General features: G+C 64.1%; 17 protein-coding genes. 4 read left to right on the top strand and 13 right to left on the bottom strand.

Annotated features, from left to right (window positions below; genetic code table 11):
* Positions 1-85: 85 nt before the first annotated feature.
* The 3 genes from HV823_RS03380 to recO form a co-directional block, all read right to left on the bottom strand.
* The gene (locus tag HV823_RS03380) at positions 86-3,076 is read right to left on the bottom strand and encodes a DUF2339 domain-containing protein (protein ID WP_176948335.1); all 2,991 of its coding nucleotides are present in this window, start codon (positions 3,074-3,076) and stop codon (positions 86-88) included.
* Positions 3,077-3,207: 131 nt separating this feature from the next.
* On the bottom strand, positions 3,208-3,717 hold the full coding sequence (locus tag HV823_RS03375; RefSeq protein ID WP_176948334.1) for a PaaI family thioesterase: 510 nt from the start codon (positions 3,715-3,717) through the stop codon (positions 3,208-3,210).
* Positions 3,714-4,466 (bottom strand): DNA repair protein RecO, encoded by a 753-nt coding sequence (recO, locus tag HV823_RS03370; RefSeq protein WP_176948333.1) that lies wholly within the window; start codon positions 4,464-4,466, stop codon positions 3,714-3,716. The genes HV823_RS03375 and recO overlap by 4 nt, the downstream gene beginning before the upstream one ends.
* A gap of 195 nt (positions 4,467-4,661) precedes the next feature.
* Here recO and HV823_RS03365 point away from each other — a divergent pair, with 195 nt between their 5' ends.
* A complete protein-coding gene (locus tag HV823_RS03365) occupies positions 4,662-5,405 on the top strand; it encodes a L,D-transpeptidase (RefSeq protein ID WP_176948332.1) in 744 nt (247 codons plus the stop codon).
* 90 nt (positions 5,406-5,495) lie between these two features.
* On the opposite strand, the gene HV823_RS03360 is transcribed toward HV823_RS03365, so the two are convergent.
* The gene (locus tag HV823_RS03360) at positions 5,496-5,984 is read right to left on the bottom strand and encodes an SRPBCC domain-containing protein (protein WP_176948331.1); all 489 of its coding nucleotides are present in this window, start codon (positions 5,982-5,984) and stop codon (positions 5,496-5,498) included.
* A 53-nt stretch (positions 5,985-6,037) separates the two neighbouring features.
* On the opposite strand from HV823_RS03360, the gene HV823_RS03355 reads away from it, so the two are divergent.
* Positions 6,038-6,361, top strand: coding sequence for an ArsR/SmtB family transcription factor (locus tag HV823_RS03355; protein ID WP_176948330.1), 324 nt, complete (start codon positions 6,038-6,040; stop codon positions 6,359-6,361).
* A 6-nt stretch (positions 6,362-6,367) separates the two neighbouring features.
* Here the strand turns inward: HV823_RS03355 and HV823_RS03350 are convergent, their stop codons facing one another.
* From HV823_RS03350 to HV823_RS03340, 3 genes are all read right to left on the bottom strand, one after another.
* A complete protein-coding gene (locus HV823_RS03350) occupies positions 6,368-7,396 on the bottom strand; it encodes a GGDEF domain-containing protein (RefSeq protein WP_176948329.1) in 1,029 nt (342 codons plus the stop codon).
* Positions 7,397-7,534: 138 nt separating this feature from the next.
* Positions 7,535-9,835: a Tex family protein gene (locus HV823_RS03345; RefSeq protein ID WP_176948328.1), complete on the bottom strand. Its 2,301-nt coding sequence runs from the start codon at positions 9,833-9,835 to the stop codon at positions 7,535-7,537.
* 140 nt (positions 9,836-9,975) lie between these two features.
* Positions 9,976-11,235: a cyclopropane fatty acid synthase gene (locus HV823_RS03340; RefSeq protein ID WP_176948327.1), complete on the bottom strand. Its 1,260-nt coding sequence runs from the start codon at positions 11,233-11,235 to the stop codon at positions 9,976-9,978.
* 154 nt (positions 11,236-11,389) lie between these two features.
* Between HV823_RS03340 and HV823_RS03335 the strand changes: the two genes are divergently transcribed.
* Both HV823_RS03335 and HV823_RS03330 read left to right on the top strand, forming a co-directional pair.
* On the top strand, positions 11,390-12,445 hold the full coding sequence (locus HV823_RS03335; RefSeq protein ID WP_176948326.1) for an ABC transporter substrate-binding protein: 1,056 nt from the start codon (positions 11,390-11,392) through the stop codon (positions 12,443-12,445).
* The gene (locus HV823_RS03330) at positions 12,432-14,810 is read left to right on the top strand and encodes an EAL domain-containing protein (RefSeq protein ID WP_176948325.1); all 2,379 of its coding nucleotides are present in this window, start codon (positions 12,432-12,434) and stop codon (positions 14,808-14,810) included. The genes HV823_RS03335 and HV823_RS03330 overlap by 14 nt, the downstream gene beginning before the upstream one ends.
* An 86-nt stretch (positions 14,811-14,896) precedes the next feature.
* On the opposite strand, the gene era is transcribed toward HV823_RS03330, so the two are convergent.
* The 6 genes from era to HV823_RS03300 form a co-directional block, all read right to left on the bottom strand.
* Positions 14,897-15,826 (bottom strand): GTPase Era, encoded by a 930-nt coding sequence (gene era, locus HV823_RS03325; RefSeq protein ID WP_176948324.1) that lies wholly within the window; start codon positions 15,824-15,826, stop codon positions 14,897-14,899.
* Between the two features lie 128 nt (positions 15,827-15,954).
* Positions 15,955-16,668, bottom strand: coding sequence for a ribonuclease III (rnc, locus tag HV823_RS03320; RefSeq protein ID WP_176948323.1), 714 nt, complete (start codon positions 16,666-16,668; stop codon positions 15,955-15,957).
* Entirely contained in the window at positions 16,665-17,435 is a 771-nt protein-coding gene (lepB, locus tag HV823_RS03315) for a signal peptidase I (protein ID WP_210270686.1), read from the bottom strand. The genes rnc and lepB overlap by 4 nt, the downstream gene beginning before the upstream one ends.
* 77 nt (positions 17,436-17,512) lie before the next feature.
* A complete protein-coding gene (gene acpS, locus HV823_RS03310; protein WP_176948321.1) occupies positions 17,513-17,923 on the bottom strand; it encodes a holo-ACP synthase in 411 nt (136 codons plus the stop codon).
* Between the two features lie 43 nt (positions 17,924-17,966).
* Entirely contained in the window at positions 17,967-18,539 is a 573-nt protein-coding gene (locus HV823_RS03305; RefSeq protein ID WP_176948320.1) for a DUF2062 domain-containing protein, read from the bottom strand.
* Between the two features lie 105 nt (positions 18,540-18,644).
* Complete coding sequence (locus HV823_RS03300) at positions 18,645-18,797, bottom strand: DUF3563 family protein (protein ID WP_176948319.1); 153 nt, start codon at positions 18,795-18,797, stop codon at positions 18,645-18,647.
* Positions 18,798-19,000: the final 203 nt, after the last annotated feature.

Here is a 19,000-nt window from a genome sequence, read left to right as displayed (position 1 = left end):
CTCCTTAACCGAATTGGCAGCAGACAGGAACGGGGCGTTTTCCCCCCCTTTTCCGACCGCCAACGGCAACTGGCGCGATCGGGCGCTATTCGGCGTTCAGCATCCCCCTGCTCTCGCCTGCGTTGCCGGTCGGCGCATGAGGCGCAGACGTGTTTCCGAGCGGTGGCGCGCCCCGCCCGGAGAGAATTTTCTGGTAGAACAGCCCGATACCGATCAGCACCGCGCCGAGACCGATGAAGGACAGGGCGCGAAGGATTCCTTCCAGATTGGACATGTCGACCAGAAACGCCTTGATCACGGCGACGAACACCAGTGCCGCCGAGGCAAGACGCAGGCTTCTGGCATCGAAGCGCAAGCCGAGCACCAGCAGTGCCACGCCCGTCAGAAGCCAGACGACGGAGTAGGTATAGGTCTCGCCCTGCAGGAAACCTTTCCAGTCGGCAATGCCTTCGCCGTGCCAGTAGCGCCGGACCGAAAGAGAAATCCAGGCGAAGACCAGTGCCGCCCCCGTCAGCGCGAGCAGGGTCACATAGGGCGCCGGACGCCGGCCGCGCGCATACCAGGCCAGCCCGGCAAAGGCGAGGCCGGGCAGCAGGTAGCCGACCAGCAGCAGGTTGAAGAACGGCCAGCGTCCGGTCAGCTCCCCCGTAAAATAGGGGTTGAGCGCGAAGAAGTGCGCCGACAGGATCGACAGCATCGACAGCCCACCGATCGTCATCGAACCGTAGCGGAACACAGGACTGGGCGACTTCAGGTCGAGCGTCATCAGCACGGCCGACGCGCCGGCGGCAAGCAGCGTATAGATCGCCTGTTTGCCCAGCGTCGGCGCAGCACTGTCGAGCACCCCGCCGTTCATCGCATGGCGCACGAGGATGGCGACGGCCAGGAGCACGAAAAGGCAGGCGAGCGCCTGCAGGAGATTGCGCGCCCGCTCGCCCGGCCACGCGCGGAGCAGATAGGCCGAAAGGGCAAGCAGCAGCGCCGGCCCGCCATATCCGGGCAGCAACTGGTTGAAGAGCGGCGTCTTCGACAGATTGACCGCACCGACGATGGTGGGCTCCCAACCGATGCGGACCGCAACGACGAGTGCAGCACCGACCATAGCCCACGGCAGCACCGGCCAGGGGCGCAGGCAGGTCGAAAGCACCATCGCAAAACCAAGAAGGGTCACGAGCAGCGTCGTGGCCAGCCCGTCGGTCAGCGCGAAGAGCGCCAGCACGAGAAAGGCGAAGCCGCCGGAGACCAGCGCCCATTGCGGCAGCTCCGCCACCCGGCCCCTTTCCTCCGTCATTGTGCGCGAAAACACCTCGGCACCGGCAAAGAAGAGAAGTCCTACGGCAAGCGCAAACAGCCCATGCCTCACGTCGAGCGAGAGATTGCCGAAGGCGGCGAAGCTGAGGGCTGCGATTGCCACGGGGAACGCCGCCATGAGCAGGCTGCAGAGTGCCGCGTGCGCTGGGGCCTTCTCTCGCCACAGGCGTATTCCCGCAGCGCCAACGAGCGCCAGACCGGCGGACAGAAGCAGCAGCAGGTTGACGGGGGCGGAACCTGCGACAGAGATAGGCGCGGCACTGTCAAAGGACGGCTGTCCGGGCAGCGACATCAACGTTTCGAGCGCCAGGCGTCCGGACAGACCTGCGAGGACCATGGTCCCTGCAAGTGCGCAAAGATGGGCCAGCACAGCCGGATAGAGCGCCCAGGCTCGGAAGGCACCGAGGGCGGCAAGCGCCAGGGCGAGTGCTGCAAACGCCGCTGCAGCGGAACCCGGCAGCGGATGGAGAAAGGCAAGCACGATCGCCGGCAGGGTGGCTGCTATCGCGGCACTGAGCGAAACGGGCATGAAGGCGGGGGCGAGGATGCGCTGCCAGCGCCCCATGACCCGAATGGATGCCGGCATGGCTGCGCCATCGGATGCGGCAGCCATCGCGGATGCCTCCCGTGGCGCGGCAGTAGCGATCTCCGCCTCGGACGGCTGTCTGGTGCCATCGGCGATGGCATCCACGCTTGCGGCAGACATCGCATCCTGCGGCGACTGGCTGCCCGGCCAGAGCAGGGCGACGCCGGCCAGCATGACGATCAGAGCGAGCGTCAGCGGCAGCACCTGCACGCTGTCGGCGGCCGCCAGATAGAGCAGCGCCCAGAGCCCAAGCCCGGCATTGGCCAGCGCCGGCACCGCCTGCCAGCGGCGGAAACGCGAGGCCGCCAGGGTGGCAAGCCAGGCAATGGTGAGATAGGCAAAGAGGCGCCTCGGATCGGGCTCGTCCGTCGAGACCAGAAGCGGCGTCACCATGGAGGCGAGCAGACCGAGGCCGGCGAGCGCCTGGCCGTGCAGGAGCGACAGGCCGATGGTCGCGACCGCGATGCCCGCAAGGAGCACGAACGTCAGGGGCGCCCCCATGAAGCCATAGAAGCCGTGGGCGACATAGGTTGCGCCGAACAAGGTCACGACGCCGGCCGCGGTCAGCACGCCGGGGATCATCGCGTTCTGGAACGGCTGCGCCGCAACCGGCTGCCCCCTGCGGCGGATCACCTCGCCGACGGCGACGAGCGCAAGCCCGAAGAGTGCGGCCAGCCAGAGGCGGACGGCCGGGCTGAGAACGCCGCTCTCGATTGCATACTTCACCATGAAGATCCCGCCGAGCGCCAGCGCCAGCCCGCCGACCCACACGGCCCAGCGCGCGCCGATCCGGCTTTCGAGGCTCTCGCGAACGGGAGTGAGGTCGCCGCCGGCGGCAGCAGCAGGCATCGACGAGGGAGCCTCGACCGCCTGCGTGGCGTCTCCGGCCGCCTCGCCTTGGGCACGCTCGCCCGTACCTCCTGCCTCCTGTCGCGCCTGCAACCAGGGGCTGGCAAACGGCGCCTCGCCGTCCGCAGCTGTTGCGTCTGCAGGTGCGGGCAGGGCAGCGTCCGCGCCAGCCGCAATCGGCGGGGCCGGGAGCACTCCATCGGCTTTCATGAGGTTGAGTTCGTCGCGAAGTTTGCGAATCTCTTCAGTGAGTTTCGCCGCGTTCTTACGACTCCGATTCATCGCGGTGATAGCCAGGATGAGGGCGACCAGAGCCAGGATTTCCGCCATTTCGTCTCCGCTTCGCGGGTTGCCCCGCCGCATTGTCCGCCTGCCTGCCATGAAGGCGGCAGCACAGCCCACAATCCTAACCTGTGTGTCCTTTTAAAGAAACCGGCCCCGCAGATCCCGCATGAGGCCGGCTACTGCGACAGATTTGCGATCGGGAAGATGGCGCAGGTCTCGGTGCCGTGGGCGAGCAGCTTGCCGTTCGCATCGCGCATCCATGCCTCCGACGTCGCGATCGTGCGGCCGCGATGGACGAGGCGGCCCTCGCAAAAGACCTCGCCCATGCCGGGAAGAAGCGGGCGGACGAGGTTCACCTTGAACTCGATGGTCGTGTAGGCCTCGCCCGGCGCCACGGTCGAAAAGACGGCGCAGCCCAGCGCCGAATCCATCACCGTCGCGGTCCAGCCGCCGTGCACGGATCCGAGCGGATTGAGATGCTCGTGCGTCGGGAAACCCTTGAAGAGCACCCTACCCTCTTCGACCTCGGCGAGGGAGAAACGAAGCGTCTTTGCCATAGGGGGTGCCGGAAGTTCGCCGGCGAGCATGGCCTGCATCACCTTCAACCCGCCGTCACGGGTAACAACGTCGAGTGGCAGCGTGCCGACGCCGGAAACGGTCAGGCCCGGGTAAATTTCGACATTCATGAAGCAAACTCCGCAGAACGTGCTGCGAGCGCCTTCAGTGTCGCCTGCACGAAGCCTTCCCGCGCGGTGGACAATTGCAGTCCGCGCGGCTCGCATACATGCCGGTTCAGGAAATAGGCGCTGAGGCGAAAGCCCTCTGCGAGCGCCTGTGCGTCGGCAGCGGCACCGGTCGCTTCACCGAGGAAACCCGGCAAGGCCAGCATCCGATCGGCCCAGGGCATCCCGGCACTGCGGCTGACGGCTCGACCGGACTTCGGCGAGACGAAGACGAGATCAACGGTATCGCCGGTCGCCGCGCACCGCGCCAGATCGAGGCCATAACCGAGATCCTCCAGCACGGCGAGTTCGAAGCGCACGACCAGTTCGCCCGCATCGGCCGGCTCGTGCAGATGTTCGAGCACGACGGCCAGCATCTCGAAGAGGTGAGGATGGGGATCGCGCTCCGGCAGGAAGCGCAGCAGGGCTGCCATCGCCTGCACCCCGTACACCGCAATCGCCGCTTCCATCAGCCGGCCGGCGCGGAGTTGCAGTGGCTCGATGCGGAACTCGCCGAGATGCTCGTCCAGGCGGGCCCGCCAGGTTACGTCCACCGAATTTCCGGGCTGCAGCACCGGTTGCATCGCGCGCGAGCGGCCCGAGCGGACGACCCCGAGATGGCGGCCATGACTGCGCGTCATCACTTCCGCGATGACGGATGTCTCGCCGTGGCGGCGTACGCCCAGCACGATGGCCTCGTCGTTCCATTGCATGGCAAAGGCATACGCCCGGCAGACGGGATCGGCAAGCTCGATACGGCGGGCGGAAGAAGGGAGCGTGGCATATGCGCCACAGCCCCCTCAATGCCGCATTGTTGTATAGCCTTCGCCACGCCATCGCCTCTTTTGCTCCGGAGGGAACACATTCCCACCGTTCCGATTCCGGAAAGCCAAAAGGTCAAGTTTATCATGCCTCTGCCGTTGCCCCGCGCCGCTTCCCCGTTGCGCGTCGCCGCCCTCCTGCTGCTTTGTCTGCCGCTCGCAGCCTGTGTCTCGACCGGAAAGCCGGTGAAGAAGGGACCGGATCCGATGCATGTGGCGATGTACGGCGCACATCCGGACGAAAGGTTCCCGCTGCCGGCGATGGACATCTCGAAAGTCGACCCGAAATACTTCCGCCAGCAGGTCGCGTATCCGACATCAGAGCTGCCGGGGACCGTCGTGATCGATACGAGTAACCGCTTCCTCTATCTCGTGCAGGAAAACGGCATGGCGATGCGCTACGGCATCGGCGTCGGCAAGGCGGGCCTGGAATTTGAAGGCTCCGCGCGGATCGGGCGCAAGGCCGAATGGCCGCGCTGGACGCCGACGCAGAACATGATCGCTCGCGAACCGGAGCGCAACGCGCAATGGGCTGGCGGCATGGAACCGGGCCTGACGAACCCGCTGGGGCCGCGGGCGCTCTATCTCTACCAAGGCGACCGCGACACGCTGTTCCGCATCCACGGAACCTCCGAACCCTGGTCGATCGGCAAGGCGGTGTCGAGCGGGTGCATCCGGCTGTTCAACCAGGACATCATCGATCTCTATGGACGCATTCCCGTCAATACGCGCGTCGTCGTCCTGCAGCAGGAAGTGCCCCAGAGCGCGCCCCTGAATGGAACGCCGATTGCCGGCGCGTCCCCGTCGGCGGTGGGGTCCGCCGCCATCTGAGGACGCATCACCCGGCGCCAACGGGGCGCCGGGTTCTGGCGGCGATCAGGCGATGTCGGCTTTCGGCGCGAGATCGACGGCATCGCCTCCCTAGACGAATTCCTGCTGCTCCGATGCGACCACGCCCTTCAACTCGCTCGGATAGTAACCGTGGCGCAGGTTGATGCCGTATTCGAGATAGGCCTTCATGCAGGCAAGCATCTGCGACCAGCCTTCGCAGTTCATGTACGAACTCTTCTGCCCGCGTGCGTCTTCGCGCCATCCGGCCTCGGCGATCGTGACCATCGTGCCACCGTCGTCGAGCGGGGTGAAGCGCATCTCCACGCGCGTCCTGTAGGCCTCCTCGCCCTCGTCCACCATCGCGTCCCAGCGAAAGACGATGCGGGCGTTCTCCTCCACCTCCTCGACGATGACCGGCGCGGAACCCCACCAGGTGACGGTCGTTCCGGCGACGAGCGGTGCGCTCGCCCCGCCGATCGTGGTGAAGTAGCCGCTGAGCTTGTTCGGATCGACCACGGCGTCAAACACCTCGGCCACCGGCTTTGCAATCCGGCCGTTCACGCGAAACTCCAGCGTCATGCCATCCTCCATCATCGCTTGAACCTGCCGCAATTATGTTATAAAAATATAACATGTCAAGCGAATCGGCCGACGATGCGATCTTCAAGGCGCTGGCGAACGGCAAGCGCCGGCAGATGCTGGACGCCATCAAGGAAACGCCGATGACCACCGGCGGGCTTTGCCAGATTTTCCCGGAGATGGACCGCTGCACTGTCATGCAGCACCTGAAGGTTCTTGAAGATGCCGGACTGGTGATCGCCCGGCGCGAGGGGCGGGAACGCTGGAACCATCTGAATGCGCTGCCGATCAAGGCCATTCACGACCGCTGGATCAGTCGGTATGCGGGCCACGCCGTCAGCGTACTGGAGGCGCTGAAGGGCGAGCTGGAAACGTAGCGCGCGTCAACCGCCAAGGATGCGATAGCCGTTTCGCCCGGCGGACTTGGCCTCGTAGAGCGCCGTGTCCACGGCCTTCAGCAGTTCGACCCTGGTTCTTCCCTGATCGGGCGCCACCGCGCCGCCAACGCTGATCTGCGCGCTCAGTTCGACGCCCTCGACCTGGAACGGATCGCGGAAGGTTGCGACGATGCGCTCGGACAGGGAGCGCAGCGCGCCGGCATCCGGAGGATCAGGCAGGAACACCGCGAACTCGTCGCCCCCCATGCGCACGGCCATGTCACCGGCACGAATGACGGAACGGATGCGGTCAGCGGCCTGCTTCAGCACCTGGTCGCCGGCATGGTGGCCGAAGCGATCGTTGATGCCCTTGAAGCCGTCCATATCGAGATAGAGGGCGCCGAACCGCCTGCCCGCGGCCAGCGCGTCCTCCATCGCCTCGTCCACGAAGGTCGGCAGCGCCTGACGATTATAGAATCCGGTCAGCGGATCGGTGACGGCTGCAGCCCGCAGGCTTCTTTCGGCCAGCCCCATGACGATGTTGGCCGTCTGCAGCCGCAGCAATGCGCCCGCCACCATCGCAAAGCGGCGCAGGTTCTTCACCTCCGCCTCGCTCAGCGAGCGCGGGCGCGTATCGAGCACACAGAACGCGCCGACCACGAGTCCAGCCTCGGTGACCACCGGCGCGCCGGCATAAAAGCGGAAACGGGGCTCACCCGTCACATAGGGCATGTCGCACAGCTCCGCGTGCCTGGCCAGGTCGGGAATGACGACGACATCATTTGCATGAACGACCCGCGTGCAGATGGAGATCTCACGCGCGCATTCGCCGAGTGCTATTCCAGCCTGGCCGGCGACACGCTGCCAATCCTCGTCGATGACGTTGACCGCGGCAAACGGCGTGTCGAACACCCCCTGCGCCAGATTGGCGAGGGCGGAAAGCTCCGGCGTGGGACCGCTATCGGCGAGGTCAAGCGCGCGCACTGCAACCAGACGCTCAACCTCGTTCGCCGGCAGACGCAAAACTTGTCCCATTCATCACTCCTCCGTCGTTGCGAGCCGCATAAAGCGACTGTCAGACGATTCCTCTCAAGATCGAGCGGGCTTCAGCGTTAACGCTCTTCGATAGCCGTTCGGTTCCGGCACAAATGTCTGCCGCGCTTCGCACAAGCGCTACTTCCGCTTCATCGCTTCGGCCAACGCCGCCCCGAACGCGCCCTGTGCAGGCGGCTGCGGCTTGGGCGGTTGCGCGCGGCTGTTGCCGCCGCGTGGCGCGTCGCGGCGCTGATCGCGGGCCGGCTGCTCGCCGCCGCCGTCCTTGCGCATGGTCAGTCCGATGCGCTTGCGAGCCACGTCGACCTCGGTGACGCGTACCTTCACGACGTCGCCTGCCTTGACCACCTCATGCGGATCCTTGACGAAGCGATCCGCCAGTTGCGAGACGTGGACGAGACCGTCCTGATGGACGCCGATGTCGACGAAGGCGCCGAAGGCTGCGACGTTCGTCACCGTCCCTTCCAAAAGCATGCCGACCTTCAGATCCTTGATGTCGTCGACCCCGTCGGCAAAGGTCGCCGTCTTGAATTCCGGGCGAGGGTCGCGGCCGGGCTTTTCCAGTTCGGCCACGATGTCCTTCACCGTGGGCAGGCCGAAACGCTCGTCGACGAACAACTGCGGGTCGAGCTTCTTCAGCGCCGCGCTGTCCCCCATCAGGCTGCGCACGTCGCGGCCGCACGCGGCGACGATCTTCTTGGCGACGCCGTAGGCTTCCGGATGGACGGAGGATGCGTCCAGCGGCTCCTTGCCGTTCGGGATGCGCAGGAAGCCGGCACACTGTTCGAACGTGCGCGCACCGAGACGCGGCACCTTGAGCAGTTCCTTGCGGCTCTCGAAAGGACCATTGGCGTCGCGATGGGCGACGATCGCGTCGGCGGACGATTTTCCAAGCCCGGAAACGCGCGCCAAGAGCGGGGCGGACGCGGTGTTCAGGTCGACGCCGACCGCATTCACCGCATCCTCGACGACCGCATCCAGAGAACGGCTGAGCTTGCCCTGGTCGACATCGTGCTGGTACTGGCCGACGCCGATCGACTTCGGCTCGATCTTCACCAGTTCGGCGAGCGGGTCCTGCAGGCGGCGGGCGATGGAGACGGCACCGCGCAGCGAAACATCGAGATTCGGGAACTCGGCAGCCGCGGTCTCCGACGCCGAGTACACGGATGCACCGGCCTCCGACACGATCACCTTGGTGGGCTTGGGCGCGGGCAGCACAGCCAGCATGTCGGCGACGAGTTTTTCCGTCTCGCGGCTGCCGGTTCCGTTACCGATCGCGATCAACTCGACCTTGTGCTTGCGGATCAGCGAGGCGAGTTCGGCCTGCGTGCCGCGCACGTCGTTCTTCGGCGGGAACGGATAGACCGTTGTGGTCTCCAGCACCTTGCCGGTGTTATCGACGACGGCAACCTTGACGCCGGTGCGGATACCCGGATCGAGCCCCATCGTCGCACGCGTTCCAGCAGGTGCCGCCAGAAGCAGATCCTTCAGGTTGCGGGCGAAGACGCGGATCGCCTCCTCCTCCGAGCGCTCGCGCATCTCCCGCATCAGGTCCAGCGACAGCGACATGGAAAGCTTCACCCGCCACGTCCAGCCGAAGACCTCCGCCAGCCACTTGTCACCCGGCTTCTGGCCGAGCGCGTAGAAGGAGGCGATGATCCGCTCGACAGGCTTGACCTGTTCCACATTGTCCTGATCCACGACGATGTCGACGGACAGCACCTCCTCGTTCCAGCCGCGCAGCATCGCCAGCGCGCGATGGCCCGGAACGGTCGCCCACCTTTCGGTATGTTCGAAATAGTCGGAAAACTTGGCGCCAACCTCTTTTTTCCCGTCAACGACGCGCGAACGAAGGAAGGCGTTCTCCTTCATATGGTGGCGCAGCCGCTTCAAGAGGTCCGCGTTTTCCGTGATCTGTTCGGCAACGATGTCGCGCGCGCCCTCGAGAGCGGCCTTGGCATCCGGTACCTCTGCGCTGAGGAAGGCCTGCGCCAGATCCGCCGGTGCCTTGTCGCGTTCGGAGAGGATCCGATCGGCGAGCGGGCCGAGCCCGCGTTCGCGGGCGATCTCGGCCTTGGTGCGGCGCTTGGGCTTATAGGGCAGGTAGATGTCTTCCAGCTCGGCCTTCGTGGAAACGCTTGCGATCTTGGCGGCGAGTTCGTCGGTGAGCTTCCCCTGCCCGGAGATGCTTTCGAGGATGGAGGCGCGCCGCGCTTCCAGCTCGCGCAGATAGACAAGCCGTTCGGAGAGCACGCGGAGCTGGGTGTCGTCGAGCCCGCCGGTCACTTCCTTGCGGTAGCGCGCGATGAAGGGGACGGTTGCGCCCTCGTCAAGGAGCCCGACTGCAGCCGAAACCTGCGCCGAGGTCGCCTTGATCTCGGCGGCGATCGTGTTGGCGATCTTGAGCGGTGTGGCAGCCATCGAAGTCTCCTGTGCAATCTTGCCGTTGGAAGCGCCGCGCCTTCAGCGCGGGCAAACGCTTCGGCGGGCGGCGACCATAGTGCCGTGCCCGGCGAACGCCAATCGCCAGATCTGAGGGAGTCCACAGCTTATAGCGCGCGTCAGCGCCGGAAGCGGACCGGGGCGAGCGGTGGGCGCTGCGCCTCGAACGCCTTGAGCGAAGCTTCCGCCTCGCCGATATAGTCGCGCGCATAGGGTACCGCATCCTGATGGCGGGCAAGCTGCAGCTGGATGATCGGCAGGCGATCGTGCCGGAACGCTGCCTCCATCGCCGCGAGATAGAATTCCCACATCCTGCAGAAGCGCTCGTCATAGAGACGCGCCGCCTCGTCCCACCGCGCGACGAAGCGCTCCCGCCAGGCCTTCAGCGTCCAGGCATAGTGCATCGGCAGCATCTCAATATCCTTCACCAGGAAGCCTGCCCGCTCGATTGCGGGCAGCACCTCCGACAGCGCCGGCAGATAGCCGCCGGGGAAGATGTACTTCTCGATCCAGGGATTGATGCTGTAGGCGGGCTTCACCCGGCCGATATAGTGAAGGACCATCACGCCCTCCTTCTTCAAAACCCGCGCCATCGTCTTGAAGAACCTGTCGTAATTGGCAAGCCCGACATGCTCGAACATACCGACCGAGACGATACGGTCGAACTCGCCCTTCAGGTCGACATAGTCGGTCAGCTCGAAGCGCACCCGGTCGGAGAGGCCGCGCTCGGCGACGCGGTTTCGGGAGACGGTGAGTTGCTCCTCGCTGAGCGTGATGCCGGTCACATCCACGCCGGAGCTTTCGGCCATGTACATGCCGAGGCCGCCCCAGCCCGAACCGACCTCCAGCACGCGCTGGCCGGGCTGCAGCAACAGCTTGGCGGTGATATGCCGCTTCTTGGCCGTCTGCGCCTCATCAAGCGAAATGCCGCGCGGCTGGAAATAGGCGCAGGAATACTGCCAGTCGTGATCGAGGAAAAGATCGAACAGGCGCGCGTCGAGGTCATAATGATGCGCCACGTTCCTGCGGTTGCGATTGACTGGAATTCGGGCGCCAAATTGATAGGCCAGCAGGCGCAGCAGCCCCTTCGCCTTGAGCCGCGGGGTCGCGACGCGGCGGATCCCGTTGCGGCGCAGCAGCGACAGCAGATCGAATATATCGCCCTCCTCCACGACCAGCCGCCCGTCCATATAGGCCTCGCCCAGCTTCAGCGCCGGGTCGGCGGCGATCTCCCCGCCGACTTCCGCATCGGCAAGGCGTATGCGCAGCGCGCGGCCGGAACCGTCACCAAAGTGCGTCTGCCCGCCGGATGGATCGACCAGTAGCAGCTGGCCGCTACCGATAACCCTACCCAGCAGTGAAGAAAGTTCCGCTCCCATGCACGCCTCTCCGACAGTTACCTCTTTGGCAACCTAGCAACCTCGCAGTGCAGCGCAATGTGTTCGTGAAGGTTCAACGCGGGGTTTTCCTGTAAGAATTCCTCAATCGTTGCTCGCTATCCTTGTCTCGTTAAGGGAAAGCCGGGGCCTGTATATGCGGAAATCTGTCTTGGTCGCGACTGCGACACTCGCCGCGTTCTGCACGCCACCATCCGGCGCATCCGCCGAAACGCTCAACCTGCTGATCTGGGAATCCTACATCGACGACGCCATCCTGAAAGAATGGACGGAGAAGACCGGATACGAGGTGCACCAGACCTACTACGACAGCGGCGACGCCCGCGACCAGGTCCTCTCCGATCCGCTGAGTGATGTGGACCTGGTGGTGACGGGCGAAAACGGCGCGCGGCTTTTCGGCGAACGGGGAGTGCTGACGGCCCTCACTCCTGAAAACGTACCGTCACTGTCGGAATATGACGACAGCTGGACACGGCGCTGCGGCGGCTACGGCGTTCCCTATCTCTGGGGAACGATGGGCATTCTCTATCGATCCGACGCAGTCAAGACGGCGCCGGCTTCCTGGGCCGACCTCATGGCGCCGGCCGAACCCATGCGAAACCATATCGCCATGTACCAGGACCACAACGAGGCCTTCGTGCCGGCCCTGGTCCTGCTCGGAAAGTCGATCAACGCGAACGACAACGAGACGCTCAAGGAAGCCTACCAGCTGATGAAGGCGCAGGAGCCCTTCGTGCTCACCTACGACTACGTCATCACCTCGATCCAGAACCCGGAGGTCGGGCCGGAGATCCAGATGGCGCTCGGCTACAGCGGTGACCAGCACGTCCTGAACGAAAAGGTCGGCACCGAAGGGCTTTGGCACTACGCCGTCCCCAAGGAGGGCACGCTCTTCTGGCTGGATTGCATGGCCCTGACGGAGCGGTCGAAGAAAATGCCGCAGGCGCTGGACCTGCTCAACCATATCTCGAACGCCAAAAACGCGGCGCGCAACGCGATCGCGCTGAACATGCCGATCGCGAACCGGGAGGCGATGTCGCTCCTGCCTGTCGAGATGCGCAACAATCCCGAGATCTTCACGGCACCGGAGATCCTGGCAAAGAGCCAGCATCAGGAAGAACTGACCATCCAATCCGTGCAATCCCGCAGACGCATCATCAGCAGCCTGGTTCAGTTACGTGACTCTCGGTAAACGCGCCTTCGTCCTCATCTTCCCGGTTGTTCTTGCAGGCTACGTACTGGCAGCCAGCCTTCTCTACTTCAGCCAGAGCCAGTCCATTCTCGGCCTTGAGCGCGCCCGCCTCTGGCAGAAGCTGGGCCTTCTCGGAGCGGTGTTCGAAAACGACGTCACCAAAAACAAGAGCCTGATCTACTCGCTCGTCGAGGGCAATGCGGTAAGACTTTTCGTCAGCGAGCCGGACGCCAGCTATCGCAGCAACGCCATAGGCGTGCTGATGCAGAAGAACATCAAATCGCTTTCGGAGGATGCGACGCGCTTCGTTTCGCTCGCCATCATCCGCCCGCCGCTGTCGGTCGATTTCTACTATGAAAACAGCCAGGATCCATTCGCCGAGATCTCGGCGGAGCAACTGGAGCACGCGCGAAGCATCATCGACAGCCCGAAGCTCTCCGGATGGTCCTATATCGAGCCGGAAGGGGCCTCTCCCCTCATCGTGCATTCCCAGTTTCTCGATCCGCTGACGTTCAACCAGCCCGTCTCCAGCGCCAAGGATGGATCTATCCTGATTCAGACGGCCGTGCTGCCGCGCCCGTTTCTCGACATGAAGAAGGCGCTCGAACGGGAATATGGCGCGAAGATCGAGATATCGACCCATCCGCTGACCGCCAAGGGCGCGCTATCGGCCACGGTCAGGCTGGGGCCTTCGCTGCATGCCCGCCTGACACCGCCGCAGGACCATCTCGATTCAAAGCTTCTGAATCTCAAGCTCCTGCTTGCGGCCGGTGCTGTGGTCCTCAGCCTTTTCACCATTGGAATCGTGCTGGTCCTTGTCCGCCGCTTCATCACCAACCCGGTCGCCCGGCTGGACAAGCAACTGATGGAGGTCATGTCCGGACGGCGCAGCGAACTGGCGCCAAGCGATGAGGCCGGAGAGATCGGCCGCCTATCGGCCAACATGAAGCAGTTGCACGACAACGTGGTGGAGTCTTTCGCCCTCGTGCAGACCGCTTCATGGACCGACACGCTGACGGGCATTTCCAATCGCGAACACTTCAACGCCCGTTCGAACCAGATCCTCGACGGCGCCCGCCGGTCGGGCACGGGCTGCACGCTTCTGTTCATCGACGTGGACAACTTCAAGTTCGTCAACGACAAATACGGGCACAAGGTGGGCGACGAGCTTCTGAGGACGCTCGCGCCGCGCATCCAAGCCATCGTCCGGTCGGTGACGGAGCACCGCGAGCTGCCCGAGGCGCTGGTGGCGCGCCTTTCGGGTGACGAGTTCGCCATCATGGTGCAGTCCAACCCGGCAGACGGCACCATCACCGAAATATCGCGCTCCATCCTGGGTCTCTTCTCCGACGGCTTCCAGATGCTGGAAAAGTCCTATCCCGTCACCGCCAGCATCGGCATCGCCATCTTCCCCGACGACGCCGCCGACCTGCAGGAGCTGCTGGCGAACGCCGATGCGGCGATGTACCAGGCCAAGGCGCAGGGCAAGAACGGTTCTGCCCGCTACTCGCGCTCCCTGCACGAGAAGAGAACGCGCCAGCGCCAGATCGAGGAAGAACTGCAGACCATGTGCCCGGACGACGAGATGCATCTCGTCTACATGCCGATCGTGGACGGTCGCGGCAGGGTTTCGGCGTGCGAGGCGCTGCTGCGCTGGACGTCGCCCTTGCTTGGCCGGGTGACGCCGGACGAATTCATTCCGATCGCGGAGACGACCGGCCTGTTCAGCAAGATCGACAGCTGGGTCATCGACAAGGCAATGTCGCAGTATGGGCAGATCAGGCAGCTCTTCGGTTCCGACACGGTGCTCTGCATCAACATCTCGTCGGCCGAGCTCTACAACAAGTCGATCTGCGAGCGGTTCTGCGACGGCCTGATCCGCTACGGGATCGAGGCGCGCTCGATCGAGATCGAGCTGACGGAGACGTTCGCCGTCAAGCTCGGCGATCTCTCACAGCGCAATATCGACATGCTGCGCAGCAAGGGCTTCCGCATTTCCATCGACGACTTCGGCGCCGGCTACACCTCGGTCCAGCAGATCATCGACTATCCGGCCGAGACGATCAAACTCGACCGGGCGCTGGTCGAGAGCCTGGCCAATGCCGCCGCACTCCCCACCCTGCGCGCCGTCATCGCACTCTGCCATGCCCAGGACATGCAGGTCGTGGCCGAAGGGGTCGATACACCCGAGAAGATGGCGCTGCTGGCCGCGGCCGGCTGCGACCTCTACCAGGGCTACCTGATCAGCGAGCCACGGACGATCGACGACCTCGGCCTATGGGCCATGCAGCGACTGATGGAGCAGGCAAGGGAAAAGAGCCCTTCCAGAAAGGCCGGAACGGCTCGAAAAGCGTCGCAAGCCTGAGCGGCTTGCGACCTGCGACGTAACTGGCTTCCATAATCTGGCGAGCGCGCGCAGCCCCTCCCCGAGACCGCGCGACGGCGGCAAGCTCAGCGCGGGAAGTCCAGCCCCATCTCGCGGAAGCGCTCGGGGTCGTCCCCCCAGTTCTCGCGCACCTTGACGAAGAGGAACAGATGAACCGGCTGTTCGAGGATCTCGGACAGTTCCTTGCGCGAAGCCATCGAGATCGCCTTGATCGCCTCGCCGTTCTTGCCGAGCGCGATCTTCTTCTGGCTGTCGCGCTCGACGAAGATCACCTGCTCGATGCGTACCGAACCATCCTTGCGCTCCTCCCACTTTTCCGTCTCGACATGAGAGGAATAGGGCAGTTCCTGGTGCAGGCGCAGGAACAGTTTCTCGCGGGTGATCTCGGCTGCGAGCTGGCGCATCGGCAGGTCGGAGATCTGGTCTTCCGGATAGTACCAGGGGCCTTCCGGCAGGGCCTTGGCGAGATAGTCCATGACGTCGTCGCAGCCCGATCCGTTCAGTGCCGAGATCATGAAGGTACGCTCAAAGGGAACGACGTCGTTCGCAGCCTTCGCAAGCGTCAGCAGCGTCTCCGGCGACACCTGGTCGACCTTGTTGAGCACGAGGATTTTCGGCTGGTGGACCTCTTTCAGTCCTTCCAGGATCGTCTCGGCGTCGCCCTTCAGGCCGCGTTCGCTGTCGATCAGGAACATGATGAAGTCGGCATCCTTGGCCCCGCCCCAGGCGCTCGTGACCATGGCGCGATCAAGCCGACGGCGCGGCTTGAAAATGCCGGGCGTGTCCATGAAGACGATCTGGGCGTTGTCGTGGATGGCGATGCCGCGCACGATCGCCCGCGTCGTCTGCACCTTGTGGCTGACGATCGAGACCTTGGCGCCAACGAGCCGGTTGACCAGCGTCGACTTGCCGGCATTGGTGGCGCCGATCAGGGCGACGAAGCCGGAGTGGGTGGGAGCGCCGGCTTCCACGGCTTCGTTTTCTTGTTCTGTCATGGCAAAGTCCGTTCTCTTCTGCGCCGCCGGCATGCATCATGCGCACAGGTCGCGGCGGCACTCAATTCATTTCGGGTCGGTATTCTTTTCGTGTCCATCGCCGGCGGGCAGCCAGCCTTATGGCCACCTCAACCGGCAGGCTTCGGCCAGACGCCCTCGCGTTCCAGCACCCTGGTCGCAGCCACCTGTTCGGCCGCGCGCTTCGAACGCTCCGTTCCGGTCGCGGGTGCCACGCCGGCAATCTCTACCGTCACCGTGAAGCGCGGATCGTGATCCGGACCGGAGCGGTCATCGATGCGATAGACGGGCGTCGTGGCAAAGTTGGCGTGTGCCCATTCCTGCAGTTCGGTCTTGGCGTCACGCCGTCCGCCGTGTTCGCTCCTGGCGCGGTTCTGCCAGTTGCGCAGGATGAAGCCGCGCGCGGCCTCCAGGCCGCCGTCGAGATAGATCGCGGCGATCAGCGCCTCGACCACGTCGGCGCGCACGTTCATCATCGGCTTTCCCGTGAGCTTCTTCACGTCGGAGCCGGTGCGGATGAACTGGTGCAGGCCGAGATCGTCGGACACGCTGGCGCAGCTCTCGGCGCTGACAAGCTGGTTCAGGCGCACGGAAAGCTCGCCCTCGCTTGCCTCGCGGAACGTCTGGAACAGCATTTCGGCAACGCACAGGCCCAGCACGCGGTCGCCGAGAAACTCCAGCCGTTCGTAGTTGCTTCCCTTGGCAGGGCGCGCACTGGCATGGGTGATCGCCCGGTCGAGGCGTTCCTTGTTGGTGAAGGCGTATCCGATCGCGGCCTCGAGGCGGCCGCGATTTTCCTCGTTCAACGGCTTTGCCGATTTCATTCTACGACCTTGAAGAGGCGATCCCAGCGCAGGTTGGTGGGCCACTTCCAGATTTCGCGGAAAGCGGTGTCGTTGCCGAGAGAGAAGAAGATGAGGCTGGCGCGGCCGATCAGGTTCTCCGCAGGCACGAAGCCCACGTCGAAGCGACTGTCAGCGGAATTGTCGCGGTTGTCGCCCATCATGAAATAGTGGCCCTCGGGAACGAGGAACTCGCGCGTGTTGTCGCCGATGGTGCCGATGCGGGTATCCAGCGTGTCGAACGACACGCCGTTGTCGAACGTCTCGCGGAAGAGGGGGATGTTCTCGCCGGTGTCGTACTGGCCGTCTGCGCGGAAGAAGCCGTCGGGCTGGCGCGGAACCGGTTTGTCGTTGATGTAGAGGACGCTGTCGCGCACCTGCACGCGATCACCGGGCAGGCCTACGACGCGCTTGATGTAGTCGATGTCCGGGTTCGGCGGAAAGCGGAAGACGACGATATCGCCGCGCTTCGGCTCGCTTGCGAAGATGCGTCCCGAAAACAGGTCGGGCGAAAAGGGCAGCGAGTACTTCGAATAGCCGTAGGAAAACTTGTTGACGAACAGGTAGTCGCCGACGAGCAGGGTCGGCATCATCGAGCCGGACGGGATGGTGAAAGGTTGAAACAGGACCGTGCGAATGACGACCGCGAGCAGGAGCGCCTGTATGATGACCTTGACGTTTTCCCACAGGCCGCTTTCAGCCTTCTTAGTCTTCTCTGTCACGCCTGATTTGTCCTCTTGTGCAACCATGACGCCCTCTTAGCGCAAGTTCGAATGAATTGAAATCGCAGGCGTGAAAATGCCGCAAGCGCCGCTTGGCGGCGCGCTTACTGCGCCGGCGATACGGGCAGCGCCTCGATGATGACGAATGCCTGCGCCAGAGGGAAATCGTCGGTGATGGTGATGTGGATGTGTGCTTCGTGCCCTGGCGGCGTCATCGCCTTCAGGCGCTCCCCCGCCCCGCCGGTCAGCTTCATCGTCGGCTTGCCACCCGGAAGATTGACGACACCCATGTCCTTCCAGAAGACGCCCTGCGCCAGGCCGGTACCCAGCGCCTTGGAACAGGCCTCCTTGGCGGCGAAGCGCTTGGCATAGGAGGCGGCGCGATTCTTGCGGCCGTCCGACTTCCGGCGCTCGATCTCGGTGAAGCAGCGCCGCGTGAAGCGTTCGCCGAAGCGCTCCAGCGACTTTTCCACACGCCGGATATCGATGAGGTCGCTGCCGATGCCGATGATCATGTCTCAATCCTGTTTCCAACGAGCCAAGCGGAACTGGCCGAATTCAAACCGTCGGCGGCGACAATGCTCGATCGCTCTGCCCGACCAGGCGTTGCGACCGCCGCCGCTGGAAGATCCGCACGCCGATCAGCGTCGCGCCATACGCCAAAACCGCGACAGGCAAGCCGAGCACGAATGATCCGACGAGCATCGGCTTGAGCACCGGCGCCCACAGATCGGCAAACTTCAGATGTTCGAAAAGGTGGCGCAGGTCAATTGGCCCGCCGCTGTGCTCCGAAGCCAGACCCAGAAGCCACTCCCCGAGCCTGAACGTACCGGCCCAGATGAAGGGAAGCGTCAGCGGATTGGCGAACGTGGTCGCAAGGGCTGCGGCGACCAGGTTTCCCGCGAGCACATAGCTCACCAGGACGGCAAGGATCACATGAAGCCCGAGAAAGGGCGTGAACGCGCTTAACGTGCCGACGGCGACGCCGGTGGCGATCGCGTGAGGCGTGGCCGACAATCGCAGGATTCGCTTGCCAAGATAACGGAACGGCCGGCTCAACCCCTTGCGGGGCCAGAAAAATTCTCGGACCCGATCACGCCAGGTCGCAGGCTTGCGGCGTCGGAACAACATGGCTCAGACATAGCCGATCGCTTGGTGGCTTTTCAATGGCGGTCCGTCACCACGAGCCACAAGGTGGCGCAAGCGTTTCGCTGCGCCACAAGGCGGCATCTTTGCTTAGAAGTGCTTGCGGAACAGACCGCGGTCGATCTGACGCTGGCGATATTCGAGATCGATGCGATCGATTGCGCCGTTCAGATAAGCTGTCTCGCGTTCGGCAGCGGTTGGTACGCGCAGGGCGCGGGTGAAATTTCTGATCTGCTTCAACATCGGTTAAACCCTTGTCTGGTTCGACCTCCCGAGGACAAAGATAGTAAAATCCGAGCAAACAACCAGCGTTACTAACGTACCTCAGCCATGCACTTTACGCATATCACGCCGGTCAAAAAATAGGCATTTGTGCATTTTTCAGGGCAAGCGCCGGCAAAACTGCATGGAACCGCCCGGTATCGGGCGGCTTTGACCGGACGCAC

Source organism: Mycoplana rhizolycopersici (assembly GCF_013378445.1).
GTDB lineage: Bacteria > Pseudomonadota > Alphaproteobacteria > Rhizobiales > Rhizobiaceae > Mycoplana > Mycoplana rhizolycopersici.
This window is presented reverse-complemented; position numbering and strand designations above follow the sequence as displayed.